Source organism: Brachybacterium sp. J144, from assembly GCF_036321705.1.
Taxonomy (GTDB): Bacteria; Actinomycetota; Actinomycetes; order Actinomycetales; family Dermabacteraceae; genus Brachybacterium.
Genome location: NZ_JAZDCG010000013.1, coordinates 25689 through 43640 on the forward strand (window position 1 = coordinate 25689; position 17952 = coordinate 43640).

Annotated in this window: 20 protein-coding genes and 2 tRNA genes; 7 read left to right on the forward strand and 15 right to left on the reverse strand. The window is 74.2% G+C overall.

The annotated features are described in order from the left end of the window. Positions 1–18 precede the first annotated feature (18 nt). The 11 genes from V1260_RS06045 to idi all read right to left on the reverse strand — a co-directional run bounded on the left by V1260_RS06045 (position 19) and on the right by idi (position 9670). Positions 19–474 (reverse strand): barstar family protein, encoded by a 456-nt coding sequence (locus tag V1260_RS06045; RefSeq protein ID WP_329745907.1) that lies wholly within the window; start codon positions 472–474, stop codon positions 19–21. Positions 475–740: 266 nt separating this feature from the next. Beyond that, complete coding sequence (locus tag V1260_RS06050; RefSeq protein WP_329745908.1) at positions 741–1409, reverse strand: class I SAM-dependent DNA methyltransferase; 669 nt, start codon at positions 1407–1409, stop codon at positions 741–743. A 58-nt stretch (positions 1410–1467) separates the two neighbouring features. Beyond that, positions 1468–2358, reverse strand: a complete 891-nt coding sequence (locus tag V1260_RS06055; protein WP_329745909.1) for a prenyltransferase — start codon at positions 2356–2358, stop codon at positions 1468–1470. After that, positions 2355–2663, reverse strand: a complete 309-nt coding sequence (locus tag V1260_RS06060) for a lycopene cyclase domain-containing protein (RefSeq protein ID WP_329745910.1) — start codon at positions 2661–2663, stop codon at positions 2355–2357. Before V1260_RS06060 ends, V1260_RS06055 begins: the two co-directional genes overlap by 4 nt. Then, positions 2660–3055 (reverse strand): lycopene cyclase domain-containing protein, encoded by a 396-nt coding sequence (locus tag V1260_RS06065; RefSeq protein WP_329745911.1) that lies wholly within the window; start codon positions 3053–3055, stop codon positions 2660–2662. The genes V1260_RS06060 and V1260_RS06065 overlap by 4 nt, the downstream gene beginning before the upstream one ends. Continuing rightward, entirely contained in the window at positions 3052–4716 is a 1665-nt protein-coding gene (gene crtI, locus V1260_RS06070; RefSeq protein ID WP_329745912.1) for a phytoene desaturase family protein, read from the reverse strand. The genes V1260_RS06065 and crtI overlap by 4 nt, the downstream gene beginning before the upstream one ends. Beyond that, positions 4713–5624, reverse strand: coding sequence for a phytoene/squalene synthase family protein (locus V1260_RS06075; protein ID WP_329745913.1), 912 nt, complete (start codon positions 5622–5624; stop codon positions 4713–4715). The genes crtI and V1260_RS06075 overlap by 4 nt, the downstream gene beginning before the upstream one ends. Then, positions 5621–6463: a tryptophan-rich sensory protein gene (locus V1260_RS06080; RefSeq protein ID WP_329745914.1), complete on the reverse strand. Its 843-nt coding sequence runs from the start codon at positions 6461–6463 to the stop codon at positions 5621–5623. Before V1260_RS06080 ends, V1260_RS06075 begins: the two co-directional genes overlap by 4 nt. Then, on the reverse strand, positions 6460–7998 hold the full coding sequence (locus tag V1260_RS06085) for an SDR family oxidoreductase (protein ID WP_329745915.1): 1539 nt from the start codon (positions 7996–7998) through the stop codon (positions 6460–6462). The genes V1260_RS06080 and V1260_RS06085 overlap by 4 nt, the downstream gene beginning before the upstream one ends. Next, positions 7995–9101: a polyprenyl synthetase family protein gene (locus tag V1260_RS06090; RefSeq protein WP_329745916.1), complete on the reverse strand. Its 1107-nt coding sequence runs from the start codon at positions 9099–9101 to the stop codon at positions 7995–7997. Before V1260_RS06090 ends, V1260_RS06085 begins: the two co-directional genes overlap by 4 nt. After that, the gene (gene idi / locus V1260_RS06095) at positions 9098–9670 is read right to left on the reverse strand and encodes an isopentenyl-diphosphate Delta-isomerase (RefSeq protein ID WP_329745917.1); all 573 of its coding nucleotides are present in this window, start codon (positions 9668–9670) and stop codon (positions 9098–9100) included. The genes V1260_RS06090 and idi overlap by 4 nt, the downstream gene beginning before the upstream one ends. A 126-nt stretch (positions 9671–9796) precedes the next feature. On the opposite strand from idi, the gene V1260_RS06100 reads away from it, so the two are divergent. After that, positions 9797–10303, forward strand: coding sequence for a MarR family winged helix-turn-helix transcriptional regulator (locus V1260_RS06100; RefSeq protein ID WP_329745918.1), 507 nt, complete (start codon positions 9797–9799; stop codon positions 10301–10303). 537 nt (positions 10304–10840) lie between these two features. Here V1260_RS06100 and V1260_RS06105 read toward each other — a convergent pair. From V1260_RS06105 to V1260_RS06115, 3 genes are all read right to left on the reverse strand, one after another. Continuing rightward, positions 10841–10913, reverse strand: a tRNA-Ala gene (locus tag V1260_RS06105). Positions 10914–10940: 27 nt separating this feature from the next. Further along, the gene (locus V1260_RS06110) at positions 10941–11120 is read right to left on the reverse strand and encodes a DLW-39 family protein (RefSeq protein WP_329745919.1); all 180 of its coding nucleotides are present in this window, start codon (positions 11118–11120) and stop codon (positions 10941–10943) included. Between the two features lie 20 nt (positions 11121–11140). Further along, positions 11141–11214 (reverse strand) — tRNA-Ile (locus V1260_RS06115). A gap of 323 nt (positions 11215–11537) precedes the next feature. Between V1260_RS06115 and V1260_RS06120 the strand changes: the two genes are divergently transcribed. From V1260_RS06120 to V1260_RS06135, 4 genes are read left to right on the forward strand one after another with little or no spacing between them, the layout of a single operon-like run. Further along, positions 11538–12218 (forward strand): fasciclin domain-containing protein, encoded by a 681-nt coding sequence (locus V1260_RS06120; RefSeq protein WP_329745920.1) that lies wholly within the window; start codon positions 11538–11540, stop codon positions 12216–12218. A 37-nt stretch (positions 12219–12255) separates the two neighbouring features. Then, positions 12256–12882: an ECF RNA polymerase sigma factor SigK gene (sigK, locus tag V1260_RS06125; RefSeq protein WP_329745921.1), complete on the forward strand. Its 627-nt coding sequence runs from the start codon at positions 12256–12258 to the stop codon at positions 12880–12882. Continuing rightward, the gene (locus tag V1260_RS06130) at positions 12858–13685 is read left to right on the forward strand and encodes an anti-sigma factor (RefSeq protein WP_329745922.1); all 828 of its coding nucleotides are present in this window, start codon (positions 12858–12860) and stop codon (positions 13683–13685) included. The genes sigK and V1260_RS06130 overlap by 25 nt, the downstream gene beginning before the upstream one ends. Further along, positions 13682–15295, forward strand: coding sequence for a molybdopterin-dependent oxidoreductase (locus V1260_RS06135; protein WP_329745923.1), 1614 nt, complete (start codon positions 13682–13684; stop codon positions 15293–15295). The genes V1260_RS06130 and V1260_RS06135 overlap by 4 nt, the downstream gene beginning before the upstream one ends. A gap of 27 nt (positions 15296–15322) precedes the next feature. Here V1260_RS06135 and V1260_RS06140 read toward each other — a convergent pair whose 3' ends face one another. Continuing rightward, positions 15323–16072, reverse strand: a complete 750-nt coding sequence (locus V1260_RS06140) for a hypothetical protein (RefSeq protein ID WP_329745924.1) — start codon at positions 16070–16072, stop codon at positions 15323–15325. A 142-nt stretch (positions 16073–16214) separates the two neighbouring features. On the opposite strand from V1260_RS06140, the gene V1260_RS06145 reads away from it, so the two are divergent. Both V1260_RS06145 and V1260_RS06150 read left to right on the forward strand, forming a co-directional pair. Next, the gene (locus V1260_RS06145; protein ID WP_329745925.1) at positions 16215–16694 is read left to right on the forward strand and encodes an aminoacyl-tRNA deacylase; all 480 of its coding nucleotides are present in this window, start codon (positions 16215–16217) and stop codon (positions 16692–16694) included. A 351-nt stretch (positions 16695–17045) separates the two neighbouring features. Next, entirely contained in the window at positions 17046–17888 is an 843-nt protein-coding gene (locus V1260_RS06150; protein WP_329745926.1) for an alpha/beta fold hydrolase, read from the forward strand. The last annotated feature ends 64 nt before the right edge of the window (positions 17889–17952 follow it).

A 17952-nucleotide genomic window follows, 5' to 3' on the forward strand; every position in this document is an offset into this window, starting at 1 on the left:
GGCCCCGGCCGACCGGCGCTACGCCAGCACCAGCTCGATCCGCGGGTGATCCGCGAAGACCTCGAGCACCGTCTCGAAGTACGTCGGTCCCTCGCCCGCCTCGAGCGCCGCGAGGCGCCGACGCGCCGTCTCCGCGTTGTAGACGTCCGGCCGCGCGAGCTTGCCGAGCAGCTGCTCGCGCGTCGCCTCGACGCCGAGCGCCTCGCGCGCGACCGCGTGATCGGCCCAGACGATGCGCGCCCGATCGTGCCCGTGCAGGGTGCCGAAGCCGCCGTGCAGCAGGTCATCGAGCGCATCGAGGCTCGCCCCGAGCCGCCAGTCGACGCCGACCATCAGCACCCGGTCCAGCTCGGCGTAGAGCGAGGGGATATCGCGGATCCGCGAGCCCTGGAGGCGGAGCTGGAGCAGCCCGTCGGCGTCGGAGCCCGCCGCCGACGCGCCCACCCCGTCGGCGCCCCCTTCGCCGCCGGTCACCGCCGAGTCCATCCGAGCAGGTCCGCGATCTGCGCGGGGTCCCCGGCCCAGGAGAGATAGCCGCCATCGGCCACGAGGGCGATGCGGACTCCGGCGCCGGGCGGGGTTGGGGGCATGGCGGGTCCTTCGACGGGGCGGATCGGGAGATGGTCGGCGGGCGTGGGAGCATCCTGCCGTTCGGGCGGCCGACGGCGGGGCCTGCATCCTCTCGCCCGCGCCGACATATCGCCAGCGCGGCCCGTCATAGCCGCCTCCCCGATCCCCGCTCAGCGCCGCCCGAGCACCGCGACCAGGAAGTCCTCGGCCGGCGGGCGCAGGTCCCAGGTGGAGAAGCGGTGGTGGAGGTCGAAGCCGCTCGCGTCGGCGTCGGCAAGGAAGTCCTCGACGGCATAGCCGCGGCCGGAGCCGAAGCCGACCACGAGGCGGCCGCCCGGCACCAGGTGCTCCCGCAGCCGCTCGAGGGCGGGACGGCGCTCCGCCTCGGCGAAGAAGGCGACGACGTTCCCCGCGCTCACCGCGAGATCGGCGCGCACCCGTTCTCCCTGGTCGTCGAGCAGATCCAGGCGGGCGAGGTTCTGGGTCTCGAAGCGGGCGGCGGGGTGGTCGGCGCGGGCGATCGCGATCAGTTCCGGGTCGAGGTCGACGCCCACCACGCGATGCCCCGCGGGCAGCAGATGCGCCGCGAGCCGGCCCGTGCCACAGCCGGCGTCGAGGATCAGCGAGCCGCGCGCGGCCATCGCGTCGATCAGCCGCGCCTCCCCGAGGATGTCCTTCCCCTCGGCGGCGAGGCGGCGCCACCGCTCCGCATACCGCTGCGCGTGGGCGGCGTCGCGCGTGACCGCCGCGTCCCATTGGTTGCCGGGGGTCGCGGCGGGACGCGGGTCCGACGGGGTCGGGGCGGACGCGCCCGGAGAGGGGCTGAGGTTCGAGGCCATGCCCCCAGTGTGCCGCGCCACGAGGCGATGACGGACGGAGTCCGCGGACCCGTCGGCATCACCGCCCCAGGAGCTCCACGATCACGAGCTGCGTGAGCAGCGCCCCGGCCACCAGGTTCAGCACCAGGAACCGTCGCCACGCGGCGTGGGCGCGGCCGCTGCTCGCGTCGGTCAGCGCGAGGTGCGGCGCGATGTTCGCGAGATAGGGGATGACCAGGAGCGCGGCGAGGGTCCCCGGCCAGGGGAGGCCGAGCAGCAGCAGTCCGGAGGCGGCGTAGAGGCCCGCGGCGGTGCGGATCGTGGCCCGGGCGCCGAGCGCGGTCGCGACGGACCCGATGCCCGCCGCCCGGTCCGGCACGATGTCCTGGACCGCCCCGACCGCGTGCGAGGCCATCCCCCAGAGGAAGAAGGCGATCAGGGCGAGCACGGCCGGTCCCGAGGGCTCCGCGCCGGCCAGGGCGAGCCCCACGGCCGCAGGGCCCACGAAATGGGCCGACGAGGTCGCCGAGTCCAGCACAGCCCGCTCCTTCAGGCGGATCCGCGGGGCGGAGTAGCCGACGACGGCGGCGAGCACCCCCACGAGCAGCGCCGTCGAGGCCGCCGTCCCCCACATGGCCAGGGCGATGACGAACGGCAGGCAGAGCAGTCCCGCGGCCCAGAGGGTGAGGGCGTGCCAGCGCGTGTCCAGCACGACCCCCTCGACCCCGCCCTTGCGCGGGTTGCGCAGGTCCGACTCGTGGTCGAACACGTCGTTCACGCCGTACATGAGGAGGTTGTAGGGGATCAGGAAGAAGATCGTCCCGACGACGAGCACGGGGCCCGCTCCCCCGCCGCCCAGGAGGTACGCGGCCGCGAAGGGGTAGGCGGTGTTGATCCAGCTGAGGGGTCGGGAGGACCCCACGAGCTGCCGGAGGGCGGTGAGCGGGCCGGAGGCGAGGGCGGTGGTCATGCGCGCTCCTGGGGGGTGAGCAGCAGGTGGAGCGACGGCAGCAGCAGCCCCGCGGCGAGGGGCCAGGCCAGGTCCTCGACGGGTGCGAGGCCCAGGCGCAGCCCGCTGAGCTGCGACTCGTCGTACCGGAACAGGTCCGCGGCCACCATGAGGCTGTCGAAGACGACCGTGAGGACCATGAGCCCGACGACGGTGAGCGCGGTCGCCGCCCACCAGCGCGCATCCGGCCGACGTCGCACGACGGCCACGGCGGTCACCACCAGCGGTGGGAGGAGGAAGAGCCCCGCGAGGGCGGCGTAGGTCATGCCTCCGCCCCGTCCCGGTCGCCGGGAGCTTGGTCCCGCTCGGCGGGGACCGCGGCCCCGCGCCGTACGGCCGCCGCGGCGAGGCCCCGGGCGATCAGCGCCCGCAGCACCAGGGTGAGGTAGGCGAGGAAGCTCACGAACACCAGCTCCTCGAGCGGCAGCTCGGGGGCGAGGTGGATGCCGGTCATCGCCGCGCTCCCGCCGGTGCGGTAGTGGCCCGAGGCGATCGCCGCCAGGTCCCATAGGAGGAAGAAGGCCACGCCGAGGCCCAGCGCGATCAGCGCGGACCGCGCCCGTCGGCCGCCCGCAGCCAGCACCAGACGGAACCGCAGGTCGAGAGCGGCCATCCCGGCGGCGGAGCCCAGCAGGGCGGTGAGGTACAGCAGGCTCATCGGCGTCCCCCGGCTCCCGACGCCGACGGCGACGCTGACTCCGGTGGCGCCGCTGCGTCGGCCCGCGACGCTGACTCCGACGACGGCTTCGGCTCCGGCAACGGCCCGGAGGAGCGGTCCCCGCGCAGGCGCTTGACCACCAGCTCCGCGCTGATCAGGCACATCGGCAGGCCGATCCCGGGGATCGTGCCGGAGCCGGCGTAGAGCAGTCCGTCCACGTGGCGGGAGACGTTCCCCGCCCGCAGGAAGGCGCTCTGCCGCAGCGTGTGGGCGGGACCCAGCATGCTCCCCCGCCACGCCCCGAGATCCTCCGCGAAGTCGCCGGGACCCACGGTGCGCCGCACCACGATGCGGTCCGCGAGGTCGGGGATGCCGGCGTTCGCAGCCAGGCGGGCGATCGCGTCGTCGGCGATCCGCTCGACCGCCGCGTCGCCGCTGCCGTCGATCCCTCCCCTGCCGAGGGCGGGATCGGAGGGGACGGGGACCAGCACGAACAGGTTCTCGTGGCCGGACGGGGCGACGGAGGGGTCCGTGGCCGAGGGCCGACAGACGTAGCTCGAGGCCGGGCTGGGGACGCGGCCCTCGCGCAGGGCGCCGAAGTTCTCCCGCCAGTCGGCGGTGAACAGGAGGGTGTGGTGCTCCAGCTGGGGCAGCTCGCCGCGCACGCCGAGCATCGCCAGCACCGCGCCCGGGCCGCTGGTGCGGCGCTCCCACCACCGCTCGGGGTAGGTGCGCAGCGAGGGCGGGAGCATCGTGGTCTCCACGTGGTGGAGGTCGGCGGAGGCCACCACGCGGTCGGCGCGGATCGTGCGCCGGCCTCCGTCGGCCCCGACGACCTCGACCCCGCGCGCCCGGGCGCGACGGCGCCCGGCCCCGGGGCGGGCCGGCTCGGTGAGGATCCGCTCCGCCCGCGTCGAGGTGTGCACGCGCACGCCCTCGCGGACGGCGAGCGCGGCGATCCGCTCGATCACCTGGCTGAAGCCGCCCATCGGGTATCGGACGCCGCCGGTCAGGTCGAGCGCGCTCATCAGGTGGTACATGCTGGGCGTGCGGTCGGGCGACGAGCCGAGGAAGACCGCCGGATAGCCCAGCACCTGTCGCAGCCGCGGGTCGTCGATGCGGCGGGCGATGTGGCTCTCGAGGCTCCGCAGCAGCAGGCCCAGCAGCCGCGGCGCCCGCAGCAGCACGGCCGGGGCGAGCAAAGAGCGGGGGGAGTCGAAGGACGTGTAGAGGAAGTGCTCCAGGGCGAGGTCGTAGGTGCGGGCGGCCTCGTCGAGATAGGTGGAGAGCCGGCGGCCCGCCCCCGGTTCGATCTGCTCGAACAGGTCGGCGTTGCGGGCGGCGGAGGCGGTGACGTCCAGCGGCTCCTCGTGGCCGTCGAACAGGACCCGGTACCCGGGGTCGAGCGGACGCAGGTCCAGCTGCTCCGCGGCCGAGCTGCCGAGCAGGCGGAAGAAGTGGTCGAACACCTCGGGCATCAGGTACCACGACGGCCCGGTGTCGAAGCGGAACCCGTCGCGCTCCCAGGTGCCGGCCCGACCGCCCACCGCATCGCGCGCCTCCACCAGGTCCACGTCCCAGCCGTCCCGGGCGAGCAGCGCGGCGGTGGCGAGTCCGGAGATCCCGCCGCCGATCACGACCACGGAGCCGGGCGCGCTCATCCGCGCCCCCGCAGCACGGCCCGGGCGAGGACGATCGCCTTCTCGGGATCGGGCACGCGGACCCGGGCGCGCAGGATGTCCTCGGCGGGGGTGCGCCGCAGGCGGCGGGAGAGGGCGCGGAACAGCCCCAGGGCCGCCGCGACCGCCCGACGGGAGGAGCCGGGGAGCTCGGGCAGGGCCGACGCGGCGAGATCGAGGTCGGCGTCGACCGTGTCGAGCAGGCGATGCTTGTCCGCCTCGTCGAACGCCTCGGGATCCACCCCCGGCAGATAGGCACGGCCGAGCTGGTCGTGGTCCTCGGCGAGATCCCGCAGGAAGTTCACCGTCTGGAAGGCGGAGCCGAGCGCGCGGGCGGGGACGTCCAGGCGGGTGCAGGCCGCCTCGTCCCCCGCGAGGAACACGCGCAGGCACATCAGTCCCACCACCTCGGCGGAGCCGTGCACGTACTCCTCGAAACTGTCCTCGTCGTGGGAGGCGACGGCGAGATCGGCGCGCATCGAGGCGAAGAACGGGTCGATCAGCGCCGCGCCGATCCCGTACTGCCGCGCCGTCAGCGCGAAGGCGTGCACGACGAGGTTCGTCGACCGGCCCTCGGCCACGGCACGGGCCGTCTCCTCCGCGAGGTCCTCGAGCATCCGGGACCGTTCCGCGGTGGTGAGGCCGGGATCAGGATCGTCCACCGCCTCGTCGGCGACCCGCACCAGCGCGTAGATGTTGCGCACATGGGTGCGGGCGGGCTCGTCCAGCAGGCGTGTCGCCCAGCCGAAGGAGGTGGAGTATCCCTGGATCACGCGCGCGGCGCTGCGCTGGGCGACCCGGTCGTAGCGGGCCGACGCCGACGGTTGGAAAGCAGTGCGGCGGGGACGCTCGGGGCGCTCGGAAGGCGCGAGGAGCCGGTCGGGGGTCATCGGGTCGCCCCGTCGGCCGTGGAGCGGGATCCCACAGCGGCACGGGCGACGCGGGACGGGTCCGGGCGACGCACGGCCTGCACCACGGCCGCGGCCGCGATCAGCGCGGCCACCACGGCGGCCACCGCGGCGGCCACCGCGGCGACGGCGGGGGCGTGCGGCGCGTCGGTCGCCCGGCCCACGGCGATCCAGGCGAGCCCCCACACCATCGCCGCCGGCGCGGCGAGAGGCGCCCGCCCGGTCCGGGAGCGCCCGAGCCCGATCAGGGCCAGCGCGATCACGCCCACCACGAGGATCACCGCGATCGCGAGGAACCCCGGGACCCCGAATCCGTCGACCCCGGCCCCGGCGAGCGCCGCGGCGATGTTCGCGCAGGTCGCGACGCTGACCCAGCCGAGGTAGAGCCCGAAGGTACCGTCCACGACGACGCGCTCGAGAACGCCCTGCGCCGGCCGGAGCACGAGCCGGCGGAACAGCACGGCCAGCACCGCCAGCAGCGCGAGGATCACCAGCACGCTGACCCACACCCACCCCGCCTGCACCACGAGGATCCAGGCGGCGTTGAGCAGCAGCGACGCGATCGCCAGGGCCGCGATCCGGCGGGGATCGCGCGCATCCCGCCACTGCCACAGGGTGTACGCGGCCAGCCCCGCGTAGATCACGCTCCAGATCCTGAAGGCGGGCGCGGCGGGGGCGAGGTGCGTGGCGTCGGCGGAGAGCAGGCCGCCGGCGGCCTCGTCGATCGGGTCGCCGCCGAGTACTCCGACGCCGACGGCGGTGCCGAGCATAGCCACCGCGAAGGCGAGGGTCACGGCGAGGTGGCGGACGACGGGGGTCATGGGAGGTCCTTCCGGTCGTGGGGCGGGGCGGGGTCGGAGTCGTCGTCAGCGGCGGCAGCCTCGGCGGCACGGGCGATATTGCGCTGCATGCCGCCGAAGACGACGCCGTGGAAGGGCAAGACGGCCCACCAGTACGCATCGCCGAGCAGCCCGCGGGGGTGGTACACGGCACGCTGGTGCAGGATCGAGCCGCCGTCGCCGTCCTCCTCCACCCCGAGCTCGAGCCAGGCCTCCCCGGGCACCCGCATCTCGGCGCGCAGCCGCAGCAGGCGGCCCGGCTCGAGCCGCTCCACCCGCCACCAGTCCAGCGCCTCCCCCACGGCGAGCCGGTGCGGGTGCCGACGACCGCGGCGCAGCCCGGGCCCGCCGACGACCCGGTCGATCAGTCCGCGGGTCACCCACCCCAGTCGCCACGAGTACCAGCCGTGCGCACCGCCGATGCCCTCGATCACCGACCACACCGTGGCGGCCGGGGCGTCGACCCGGCGTCGGCGCTCGTCCCCGCGCACGATCCCGCCGGACCAGTCCGGATCCTCCGGCAGCGGCGCGGACGGGGCGCCCGCGGGGGTCGCGTCGTGCCAGGCGGTCGCGATGTCGAGCTCGCGGATGCGGATCAGCGCCAGGCCGATGGCCCGGTCGACGCCGGTCAGTCCGCCCTCGGGGTCGGGCACGAGGGCGCGGATGTCCTGCTCGGCGGCGACCGACTCGTGCACGAGGGACTCGACCAGGGGTCGGGCGATGGACGTGGGGACGGGGGTGACCAGCCCGATCCAGTGACTGGCCAGGCGCGGGGTCAGCACCGGCACCACCCGGATGCGCCGCGGGGGCAGGTCCGCGGCGCGGGCGTAGGCCTGCAGCAGCTCGGCGAAGGTGAGGACGTCCGGCCCCGCGACGTCGAAGCTGCGGTTGGGGGCGCCGTCGAGCCGGGCGGCCGCGACCAGGTAGTGGAGCACGTCGCGCACCGCGATCGGCTGGATCCGATTGCTCACCCAGCGGGGGGTGATCATGACGGGCAGCCGCTCCGAGAGGTGCCGCATGATCTCGAACGAGGCGCTCCCGGACCCGAGGATCACGGCGGCGCGGAGCACCACGGTCGGCACCGGTCCCGACAGGAAGATCTCCGCGACCTCCCGCCGCGAGGCCATGTGGGGCGAGAGGTGCTCCTGATCGGGGTGGATCCCGCCGAGGTAGACGATGCGCCGCGTGCCGGCGCGGGCGGCGGCGCGGGCGAAGGCGCGCGCCCCGGCGCGGTCCCGCGCGGCGAAGCTGCGTCCTCCGCCCATGGTGTGGATGAGGTAGTACGCGACGTCGACGCCGTCGAGCGCGGTCCGCAACGAGTCCGGGTCCTCGACGTCGGCCTCGACCACCTCGACCTCGCCGCGCCACGGGCGGCCCTCGAGCCGTTCGGCGCTGCGCGCCATGGCGCGCACCCGCAGCCCGGCCTGCAGCAGGGCGGGGACGAGCCGGCCGCCGATGTACCCGCTGGCTCCGGTGACGAGGACGAGCGGGGCGTCCGTCGGCTGGTCGGCGCTCATGCGGGCAGTCCGTCCACGGCGTGCAGCGAGGGCTCCCCGGGCAGGAGCAGGTCGGTGGTGCGGAGGATCCGGTCCGTCGCCGCCCTCAGGACCTCCAGGAGCGGGGCGGGGAGGCCGCGCTCGGCGGCGCGCTCGAGGCCCCGGTCGAGGTGCCAGTGGGCGAGGTCCTCGACCCAGGCCCGTGATCCGGTCTCGACGAGGAGGTCGCGTGCCCGGCGGGCCTGGGCAGGTCCGAGGTCGGTCCGGCCCAGCATGGGGCGCAACTCCGACCAGGCGGGGGTGGTGGCGGCGTGGGCGATGAGGGCGGTGCGCTTCCCCTCGCGGAGATCTCCGAGGGCGCTCTTGCCGGTGCGCCGCTCGTCGCCGAACATGCCCAGCAGGTCGTCGTGCAGCTGGAACCCGATGCCGAGCAGTCCGCCGATCTCCTCGAGCGCGTCGATCGTCGCCGTCGGGGCGTCGGCCAGCAGGGCGGCGGCGTGGAGCGGGAGGCGGAACGAGTAGTCGGCGGTCTTGAGCTCCGCGACAGCCAGCTCCTCGTCGGGTCCCCGCATCTCGCCCGGCGCCTGCAACGGCAGGCGCACATCGGCGAACTCACCGGCGACGGTGACGTGCACGCAGCGCTCGACGCGATCCAGGAGGGCGTCGACCACCTGCGGCGGGGCGTCGCAGCGGCGGATGGCGCGCAAGGCGGTCATCAGGCCCAGGTCGCCGGTCAGGATGCCGCCGGCCTCGCCCAGGCGTCGGGCGCCGAGGGCGTCGGCACCGGCGCGGCGGGCCGCCTCGGCGATGCTCCCGGGCACGCTCGGCGCACCGCGGCGCAGCAGATCGCCGTCGATCACGTCGTCCTGCACCACGAAGGCGGTGTGGAGGATCTCCAGCGCGGCCCCTACCTGCACGGCCGCCGTGGTGCGGGTTCCGGCGAGGGCGGCGTGGGCGTCGAGCAGCAGCGCCGGCCTCGCCCGCTTGCCGCCGCGGACGGCACGGCACAGCGCCTGCCACAGCGCGTCGTGGTCCGCGAGCTGGAGGGCCCCGGCCCGGCCGGCGCCCTCCGCGAGCAGACGATCGATCTCCGCGTCGACGGCTCCGTGGGCGATGACGGTCATCCTCGCACCGCCGGGGCCGCCGCGAGGAGGGGTCCGAGTCGCGCCAGCTGCTCGGCCGCCCACGGGCTGATGATCCACGGAGCGGCGCCGACGAGGGCCGTGAGCTCGGCGGGATCGACCCAGCGCAGGTCCATCACCTCGTCGGGATGGGGCATCGGTTCCGCGGTCGCGCGTGCGAGGTACACGGGGCAGATCTCGTTCTCGACCACGCCGGAGGCGTCCTGTGCGCGGTACCGGTAGCCCGGCAGCACGCACTGCACGTCGTGCACGGCGAGGCCCAGCTCGTCCTGCGCCCGGCGGGAGATCGCCGCGAGATCGTCCTCCCCGGGGCGAGGGTGCCCGCAGACCGAGTTGGTCCACACCCCGGGCCAGGTGCGCTTGGTCAAGGCACGCCGGGTGAGCAGCACGCGGCCGTCCTCCCGCACCACATGGCAGGAGAACGCCCGGTGCAGGGGAGTGCTCTCCGTGTGGACGCTCGCACGGGGGGCAACGCCGCGCGGGGTGCCGTCGGGGTCGACGAGCACCACCACGTCCTCCGGGTCGGAGATCGGTGGAGCCGGGTGGGACATGCGGCCTCCTGAGATGCGCTGAGGGACGTACGAGGGACATGCCAGCGACACGCCACGCGATGGACCGAGCGGCACGCCCAGCGCTTTGCTTAGCTTATCTATCAAAATGGACTGTAGCATCCAGCCATGCGCGATGCCCCTGATGAGGCGGACGAGGCCCTCGGGGCCGGGTACTGGTACCCGGAGGCGGACTCCGCCACCGCACTCCTCTCCGCCCTGCGCCGGTTCCGTGCGGCCGACCACGACATGCGGCGACGGATGAGCTCCGACATGGACATGAACACCACGGATCTCGCCGCGCTCCGCCATGTGATCGCCCATGAGCTGCGAGAGGACCCGATCACGCCGCTCCGCCTCGCGCAGCTGCTGGACATCTCCGGCGCCTCCACCTCGAAGCTGCTGGACCGGCTCACCGCCTCCGGTCACCTCGCGCGCGCTCCGCACCCCCGCGACCGCCGTTCCCGCATCGTGGTGGCCACCGACGCCGGGCACGCCGAGGTGCGCGAGCGGCTCAGCCGGATGCACCGGCGGATGCTCGAGATCGCGCAGGACGTCCCCGAGCCCGCCAGGCGCGCCGCCGCCGACTTCCTCCTGGCCATGGCGGAGCACCTGGAGACCGAGCCGCCGGACTGATCACCGCGGCGACGAGCTCGACCTCGGCATCCGAGCAGGAGCTGGTGCCGCCGACGTGGACGTGCTCTCCACCGTCACGGCGACTTCGTTGCCCTCGAGGGTCGCCCGGTCGCCGCCGGAGACCCAGGACTGGTTCGGAGACCAGGAGCGGGCGGAGCGGACCGGCGGCGGATCGAGCCCGACCCCGACTCGTTCCGACCTCGAGGCCCCAGCCTCCGCGTGTGGCCCCGCGCGCGACCCCAGCACCCGGTCTCCGCGACCGGGCACCGCGATGGGGCTCCACGGTCGGGCTCTGCGACCGACCACGCGGTAATACGTGTCGGTCACCCCGGCGGTTACCGACACGTATTGCCGCGTGGGGGCACGGGGTCGCCGTGGTGCGCCCGGGGTGGGTGCATCCCCCGGACCAACGCCGCTTGTCACCGCTGTGGGGACCGCCTGGTCGGCAGCGCCGCGCGCGCCCGCTCGCGGACAGCACGAAGGCCCCACCTCACGGTGGGGCCCTCGCGACGAGTCACTGTCTCACGGATTCTCGAGTGGAGACTAGGGGGGTCGAACCCCTGACCTGAAGCTTGCAAAGCTACCGCTCTACCAACTGAGCTAAGTCCCCGTATTCAGTTGTGATCCCGCAGGGGGATCAGTTCTGGGAGGCGACGGGCGCCGTAACGGCCTCGTGAGCGTCCTGCTCGGCGGAGATCCGCTCGGCCTCGGACCACAGATCATTGCGAATCCGATCGGACTCGATCTTGCGCCAGGCGAGCAGCCCGGCCGCGGTGGTCCCGATCAGGACGGCGACGGCGGTGATGAACCTCTTCATGAGTCCTCCGTACCTCGAAGTGGGCCTAACTGGACTTGAACCAGTGACCTCTGTCTTATCAGGACAGCGCTCTAACCGACTGAGCTATAGGCCCGTGGGCGGATCTGCACAGTCCCTTGCGGGGGTGAGTGCCGACGGCCACCGACGTGCAACTCTACAGCGCGCCCGCCGAGCACGTCCAACCGATGCGGACCGGTGTACGGGAGGTCACAGCGTCGAGCGGGGCCGGGCGGCGAGCAGGGGCGGTCGCCGTCGGGTGCAGCCGGTGACGCCGGTCGCCGTCGGGCCCCTCTCCGCTGCTCCCCATCGGGTCCGCGTCGGATCCGCTCCCGATCCCTCCCATCCGCTCGGCCGACCGCTCCGAACCACTCCCGTGACGCCCCCCGGTGTCACCGACGGAGAACGAAGGAGACGGTCATGACGACACGCACGATGCTCCCCCGGCTGGGAGCCCTGGCTGCCACGGTCGCGCTGATGAGCGCCTGCTCGGGCGGCATGGGCGAGGACCCCTCCGTCGAGGAGGGCCAGAACCCCCCGGCTGCTGAGCAGAGCGAGGCCTTCGACGGCGGCGGCGCGGCGATGGATCCGGCGGCGAACTTGGTGGGCCCGGGCTGCGCGGACTACGCGGAGATGGTGCCGGACGGCGCCGGCTCCGTGGAGGGCATGGCCCAGGACCCGGTCTCCGTCGCCGCCTCCAACAACCCGATGCTCACCACGCTGACCTCTGCGGTCTCCGGCGAGATGAACCCCGACGTGAACCTCGCCGACACCCTCGACGGGGACGAGTTCACGGTGTTCGCACCGGTCGACGAGGCCTTCGCGGCGGTGCCCGCGGCGGACCTCGAAGCCCTGGCCGCGGACCCCGACGCGCTGACCGCGGTGCTCACCTACCACGTGGTGCCGGAGCAGATGAGCCCCGACGAGATCGCCGGGACCCACATGACGGTCCAGGGCGAGGAGCTCGAGGTCACCGGTGAGGGCGACGCCCTGATGGTCGGGGACTCCGCCGTGATCTGCGGCGGCGTGCAGACCCAGAACGCCACCGTCTACCTCATCGACACCGTCCTGATGCCGCCGTCGATGGCGGAGCAGGGCTGATCAGGGCACACTGCTCACAGTCCACGGAGGAGCGGCGATGCCCCCTGATCCCCAGGAGGAGCCCGGCTGGGGCGTGATCGGCGGCGCCGATCGCGCCGATCCGCCCTGGCCGGAGCTCCTGCACCGCGTCGCCCTCGGCGACGAGGACGCCTTCTCGCGCCTGTACGACGAGGTCGCGCCGCTGCTGCTGGGTCTGATCCGGCGCGTGGTGCGCGATCCCGCGCTCAGCGAGGAAGTGCTGCAGGAGGTGCTCGTGGAGATCTGGCGCCAAGCCACCCGCTTCGATGCGGGTCGCGGCTCGGCGCGGAGCTGGCTGTGCACCATCGCGCACCGCCGGGCCGTCGACACCGTCCGCGCCACCGAGGCCTCGCGGCGCCGGGACTCGGACGAGGGGATGCGGATCATCGAGGAGCAGGTCGTGGACGTGCAGGAGGAGGGGATCATGAGGGTGGAGTCGCAGCGGGTGGAGTCGGCCCTGCGATCGCTGACCTCGGTGCAGGCCGATGCGATCCGCCTGGCCTACATGGGCGGCTACACCCATCGGGAGGTGGCCGCCCTCCTCGACATCCCGGTCGGGACGGCGAAGACTCGGATCCGTGACGGGATGATCGTCCTGCGGGACAGGCTGGGGGTGACCACGTGGCCGAGCGACAGCACGACATGAGCGGCGTCTGGGCCCTGGATGCCCTCGACGACGCCGAGCGGGCGGAGGTCGAGGCCTACCTGGCGCAGGACGCCGAGGCGGCGGCCGAGGCCGCCTCGTTCCGGGAGACCGCCGCCGAGCTCGCCCAGGGGCTCCCTCGGGTCGCACCCTCGGCCGATCTCAAGGCCGCCGTCATGGCGCAGGTGTCCCGGACCCGGCAGCTGTCGCCGAGCACTCCCGCGGAGGCCCCTGGGCCGACGTCGTCGGCCGCCGAGCCACCCGAGGACCGGCGCCCGGCGGGCGAGGTCGTCTCCCTGGAGCGTCTCCGCGCCGCGCGTCGGCGTGCCCTCTGGGCGGGGGTCGCCGCGGCGGCCCTGCTGCTCACGAGCGTGGCCGGGCTGGGGCTCTGGGCCTCCGAGCGCGCCGAGCTCCGGCAGGCGGAGTCGAGGATCGAGGCCCTGGAGGCCACATCGGCCGACGCCGCGCAGGAGCAGCAGATGGTGCGCACCATCATGGCCTCCGACGACGCCGCCCACGTCACCGTCGAGTCCTCCTCCGGCGGGGCGCTGCAGGTGCTGTATTCGCGGGACCAGGAAGCCATGGTCGTCCAGGCGGGCGGTCTGCCGGACCTCCCGGAGGACCGCACCTACCAGCTGTGGATGATCGATGAGGACGGAGCCCATGACATGGGAGTGCTGACGGACGCCGACGGGACGGCGCTGCTCTCGGGCCCGATGCCCGCCTCGGCACAGATCGGTCTGAGCGTCGAGCCGGCCGGCGGCTCCCCGGAGCCCACCGACGTGGTCGCCGTGGGAGAGCTGTGAACACCGGGCAGAGCGATCCCGGCGGCACGGTCGCACCGGGCGGCCGCTCCGCCCCGAACGACCGCTCCGCCCCAGCCGGCCGGCTCGCGCCCGTGCTCGCCGGTCTCGTCTCCGGGCTGCTGCTGGTGGCGGTGGCGGAGCTGGTCGCTCTCGGCTTCAGCTCCTCGTCCGCGCCCTTCGTGGCCGTCGGCTCGGCCTTCGTCGACATCGTCCCGCCCTGGGTGAAGGACCTGGTCATCTCCCTGGTGGGCACGTGGGACAAGCCCGTGCTGTTCGCCTCGATGGCGGTGGTGTACGGGGTGCTGACGGGGCTGATCGGGTGGATCGGCGCGCGTCGCCCGGCCCTTGCGGGCATGCTGCTCGCCGGACTCGGCGTGCTCGCCGCCGTCCTGGTCCTCACCCGGGCGCAGAACAGCGTGCTGGACCTGGTCCCCACCCTCGTCGGCACCCTCGTCGCGGTGCCCGTCCTGCGGCTCCTGCTGCGGGCGCTGCGAGGGTCCGGCGCCGACCAGGAGGAGCCGGACCAGGCGGCCTGGTCCCGCCGACGCGCCCTCGTCTTCACGGGCGGCGTGGGCGTCATCGCGCTGATCGGCGGCGGCGTGGCACGGGGCCTGACCTCGGCACGGGAGCGGGCCCGCACCATCGCGCAGTTCGTGCTCCCGACGCCGGCGACCGCGGCCGATCCCATCCCCGAGGCCGCCCAGGTGCAGCTCGAGGGCATGCCCCCGATCCTCACCCCCGTTGCCGACTTCTACCGGATCGACACCGCACTGTCGGTCCCCCGCGTGGACCCCACCACCTGGGAGCTGAGGATCCACGGACTGGTGGACCGCGAGGTCACGCTGACCTTCGAGGAGCTGCTCGCCGAGCCGATGGTCGAGGCGCACGTGACGCTGGCGTGCGTGTCCAACCCCGTCGGCGGCGACCTCGCCGGCAACGCCACCTGGCTCGGCGTCCCCGTCGCGACCCTGCTGGAGCGCGCCGGGGTGAAGGACGGCGCGGACATGGTCCTCTCCCGCTCGGTCGACGGCTTCACCGCCTCGACCCCGCTGGAGGCCCTCACCGACGGCCGCGATGCGCTGATCGCCGTGGGGATGAACGGCGCGCCGCTGCCCGAGGAGCACGGCTACCCGGTGCGCATGGTGGTGCCCGGTCTGTACGGCTACGTCTCGGCGACCAAGTGGCTCACCGAGCTGAAAGTGACCCGCTTCGCGGACGACGTCGCCTACTGGTCCACCCGCGGCTGGTCGGAGCGAGGCCCCATCAAGATCGCCTCCCGCGTCGACGTGCCCCGCTCCTTCGGGGACCTCACCCCGGAGGCCGACGGCGCCGTCATGCTGGGCGGCACCGCCTGGGCGCAGCAGCGCGGGATCTCGCGCGTGGAGGTCCAGCTGGACGACGGGGAGTGGCGCGAGGCGGAGCTCGGCGCGGCGATCTCGGAGGACACCTGGGTGCAGTGGTCGCTGCGCTGGGAGGACGCGAGCCCGGGCGATCATTCCATCTCGGTCCGCGCCACCGACGGCGAAGGTGAGCTGCAGACCGACGAGCGCGCAGCCCCCGCCCCCGACGGGGCGAGCGGCTGGCACACGATCCGCTTCACGGTCGCGTAGCGGCCGACGGGGGCGCCCCGCGCGGGATCAGCGGCGGGGCAGGCCGTCGGGGATGTCGAGGCCGTGGGAGGCGAGCAGCGCGCGGACGTCGCCGGGGTCGGCGGCGAGACGTGCACAGACCTCGTCGGCCGGGCCCTCGAACGGATCGGGATCCACGAGCACCGCGAGCCGCTCGAACAGCTGCTGCTGGCTGACGTGCAGCGGGAGCGGGCGGAGCCGACCGATCACCCCGTGCCGGCTCGCATACACCTCGACCTCCGCCGGGGCCTCGTCGGCCGCGAGGGTGAGCTCGAGCCGTGCGGCAGGCAGGGTGAGGCGCTCGTAGTTCGGCTCAGTCGCGTCGAGCGCGGCCAGCTGCTCCTCGCTCACCCAGATCGCCCGCAGCTCGGTGCGCACGCCGGGGGCGGCGTACGGGGCGGCGGGCACATAGCCGCGGCGGGAAGCGTGGGCGCTGTGGCCGACGGCGAGACCGGTGACGCTCGCTGCGACCAGGCCGGTCGCGACGGCGGCGTCCCCGCACAGACCCGCCCGCTCGTATCGCTCGGCGAGGACCTGCGGGGCGGCGAGCGAGCCGACGGTCAGCAGCAGGCGGCGGTCGGAGCGCGGAGCGGCCCCGGCAGAGGCGAGGGCCTCGTCCAGGGCGGCGGGTCCGTCGGCGGGTCCAGCGGCTGGAGTGAGCGGACGCACCGTGCCGTCACCCTGCAGGAGGGCGAGGGGAGGCAGCTCGACCGGCCACGGGTAGGCCTGAGGGGTGAGGTCGGAGGCGTCGACGGGCATGCTCCGAGGGTAGCGCCGGGCGGCGCGAGGGTCGGCGGAGCGCGGGGGGCGGGTGGTGGCTGAGCGCGGATCGGCGGCGGAGCGCGGCGGCCGGCGGCGCACGGACGGACGGGCGGAGCGTGGCGGGCCTACGCTGGGGACCATGAGCGAACAGCGTGCGATCGCGGCCCTCGAATCCTCCGGGCTGGAGTACGAGATCACCCGTCACGGACGCGTCGGCTCCCTCGCCGAGGCGGCGGCCGCCCGCGGCGTCGAGCCGCGCGACATCGTCAAGACCCTGGTGGTGCGCCGCGGCGAGGGCGACTACCTGTTCGTGCTGGTCCCGGGCGATAGGGAGATCTCCTGGCCGCTGCTGCGCGCGCTGCTCGGCGTGAACCGGCTGTCGATGCCGGACAAGGACGTGGCGAAGGAGGTCACCGGCTACGAGCGCGGCACCATCACGCCCTTCGGCTCCACCACCGCCTGGCCGGTCATCGCCGACGCCACCCTCGTGGACGAGCCCGGCCGACGCATCTCCCTCGGCGCAGGCGCCCACGGCAGCGCCGTCACGCTCGACGCCGCCGCGGCCCTCGCCCACCTCGACGCCCAGGTCACCGAGGTCACCGAGCTCCAGGCGCCCTGAGGTCCGCAGCCCTCGCCACCGTGCCCCGAACCCCTGCCCCAAACCCCCGCCGCCCCCGCCTTCACCAAGAACTCCGACGTCGGGCCCCACACCCAGCCCGCGTCCATTACCCCCACGAACTTGGGGGAATAGACGCTCCATTCCCCCAAGTGTGCGGGGGTTTCGGGGCGGGTCGGGGTCTGGGGGCGGCGATCCCGGGGAATCGGCGTCCCGGGGTTGGGGTCCCCCGAGCTGGCGACCCCGGGGCGAGTCAGGTCCCGTCCCGGGGGGGGGCGACGCGAGGGCGCGGGTTCACTACGGTGGAGTCCTCGGCGGGGACGACCGTCCTCGCCCCGTCCGGAAGGAAGCCCCATGGGCACCATCACCGTCGGCACCGAGAACTCCACCCCCGTCGAGCTGTACTACGAGGACCACGGCTCCGGCCGCCCCGTCCTGCTCCTCCACGGATACCCGCTCGACGGGCACAGCTGGGAGCTGCAGACCCGCGCCCTGCTCGAGGCGGGCCACCGCGTCATCACCTACGACCGGCGCGGCTTCGGGAAGTCCTCGAAGGCGACCACCGGGTACGACTACGACACCTTCGCCGACGACCTCCACACCGTCCTCGAGACCCTCGACCTGCGGGACGTCACCCTGGTCGGCTTCTCGATGGGCACCGGCGAGCTCGCCCGCTACGTCTCCCGCCACGGCCACGAGCGGATCTCGCGCCTCGCCTTCCTCGCCTCCCTCGAGCCCTTCCTGCTGCGCCGCGAGGACAACCCCGAGGGCGTCGAGCAGGAGGTCTTCGACGGGATCAGCGCCTCCGCCCGCGAGGACCGCTACGCCTGGTTCCGGGACTTCTTCGCGAATTTCTACAACCTCGACGAGACGCTCGGCTCCCGCATCAGCCAGGAGGCGGTCGACGGCAGCTGGAACGTCGCCGTCTCGAGCGCGCCCACCGCCGCCTACGCGGTCGTGCCCACCTGGCTCGAGGACTTCCGCGGCGATGTCGAGGCGGTGCGCGAGAGCGGCCTGCCCACACTGATCCTGCACGGCACCGGGGACCGCATCCTCCCCGTCGACGCGACCGGCCGACGCTTCCGCGACCTCGTCCCTCAGGCGCAGTACGTCGAGATCGAAGGTGCTCCGCACGGCCTGCTCCGCACCCACGCCGACGAGGTCAACGCCGCGCTGCTGCCGTTCGCCGGCGCCTGAGCATGGCCCCCCGCCGACACACAGCGGCGCCTGAGGGAGCATGTTCGCCGGAACATGCTCCCTC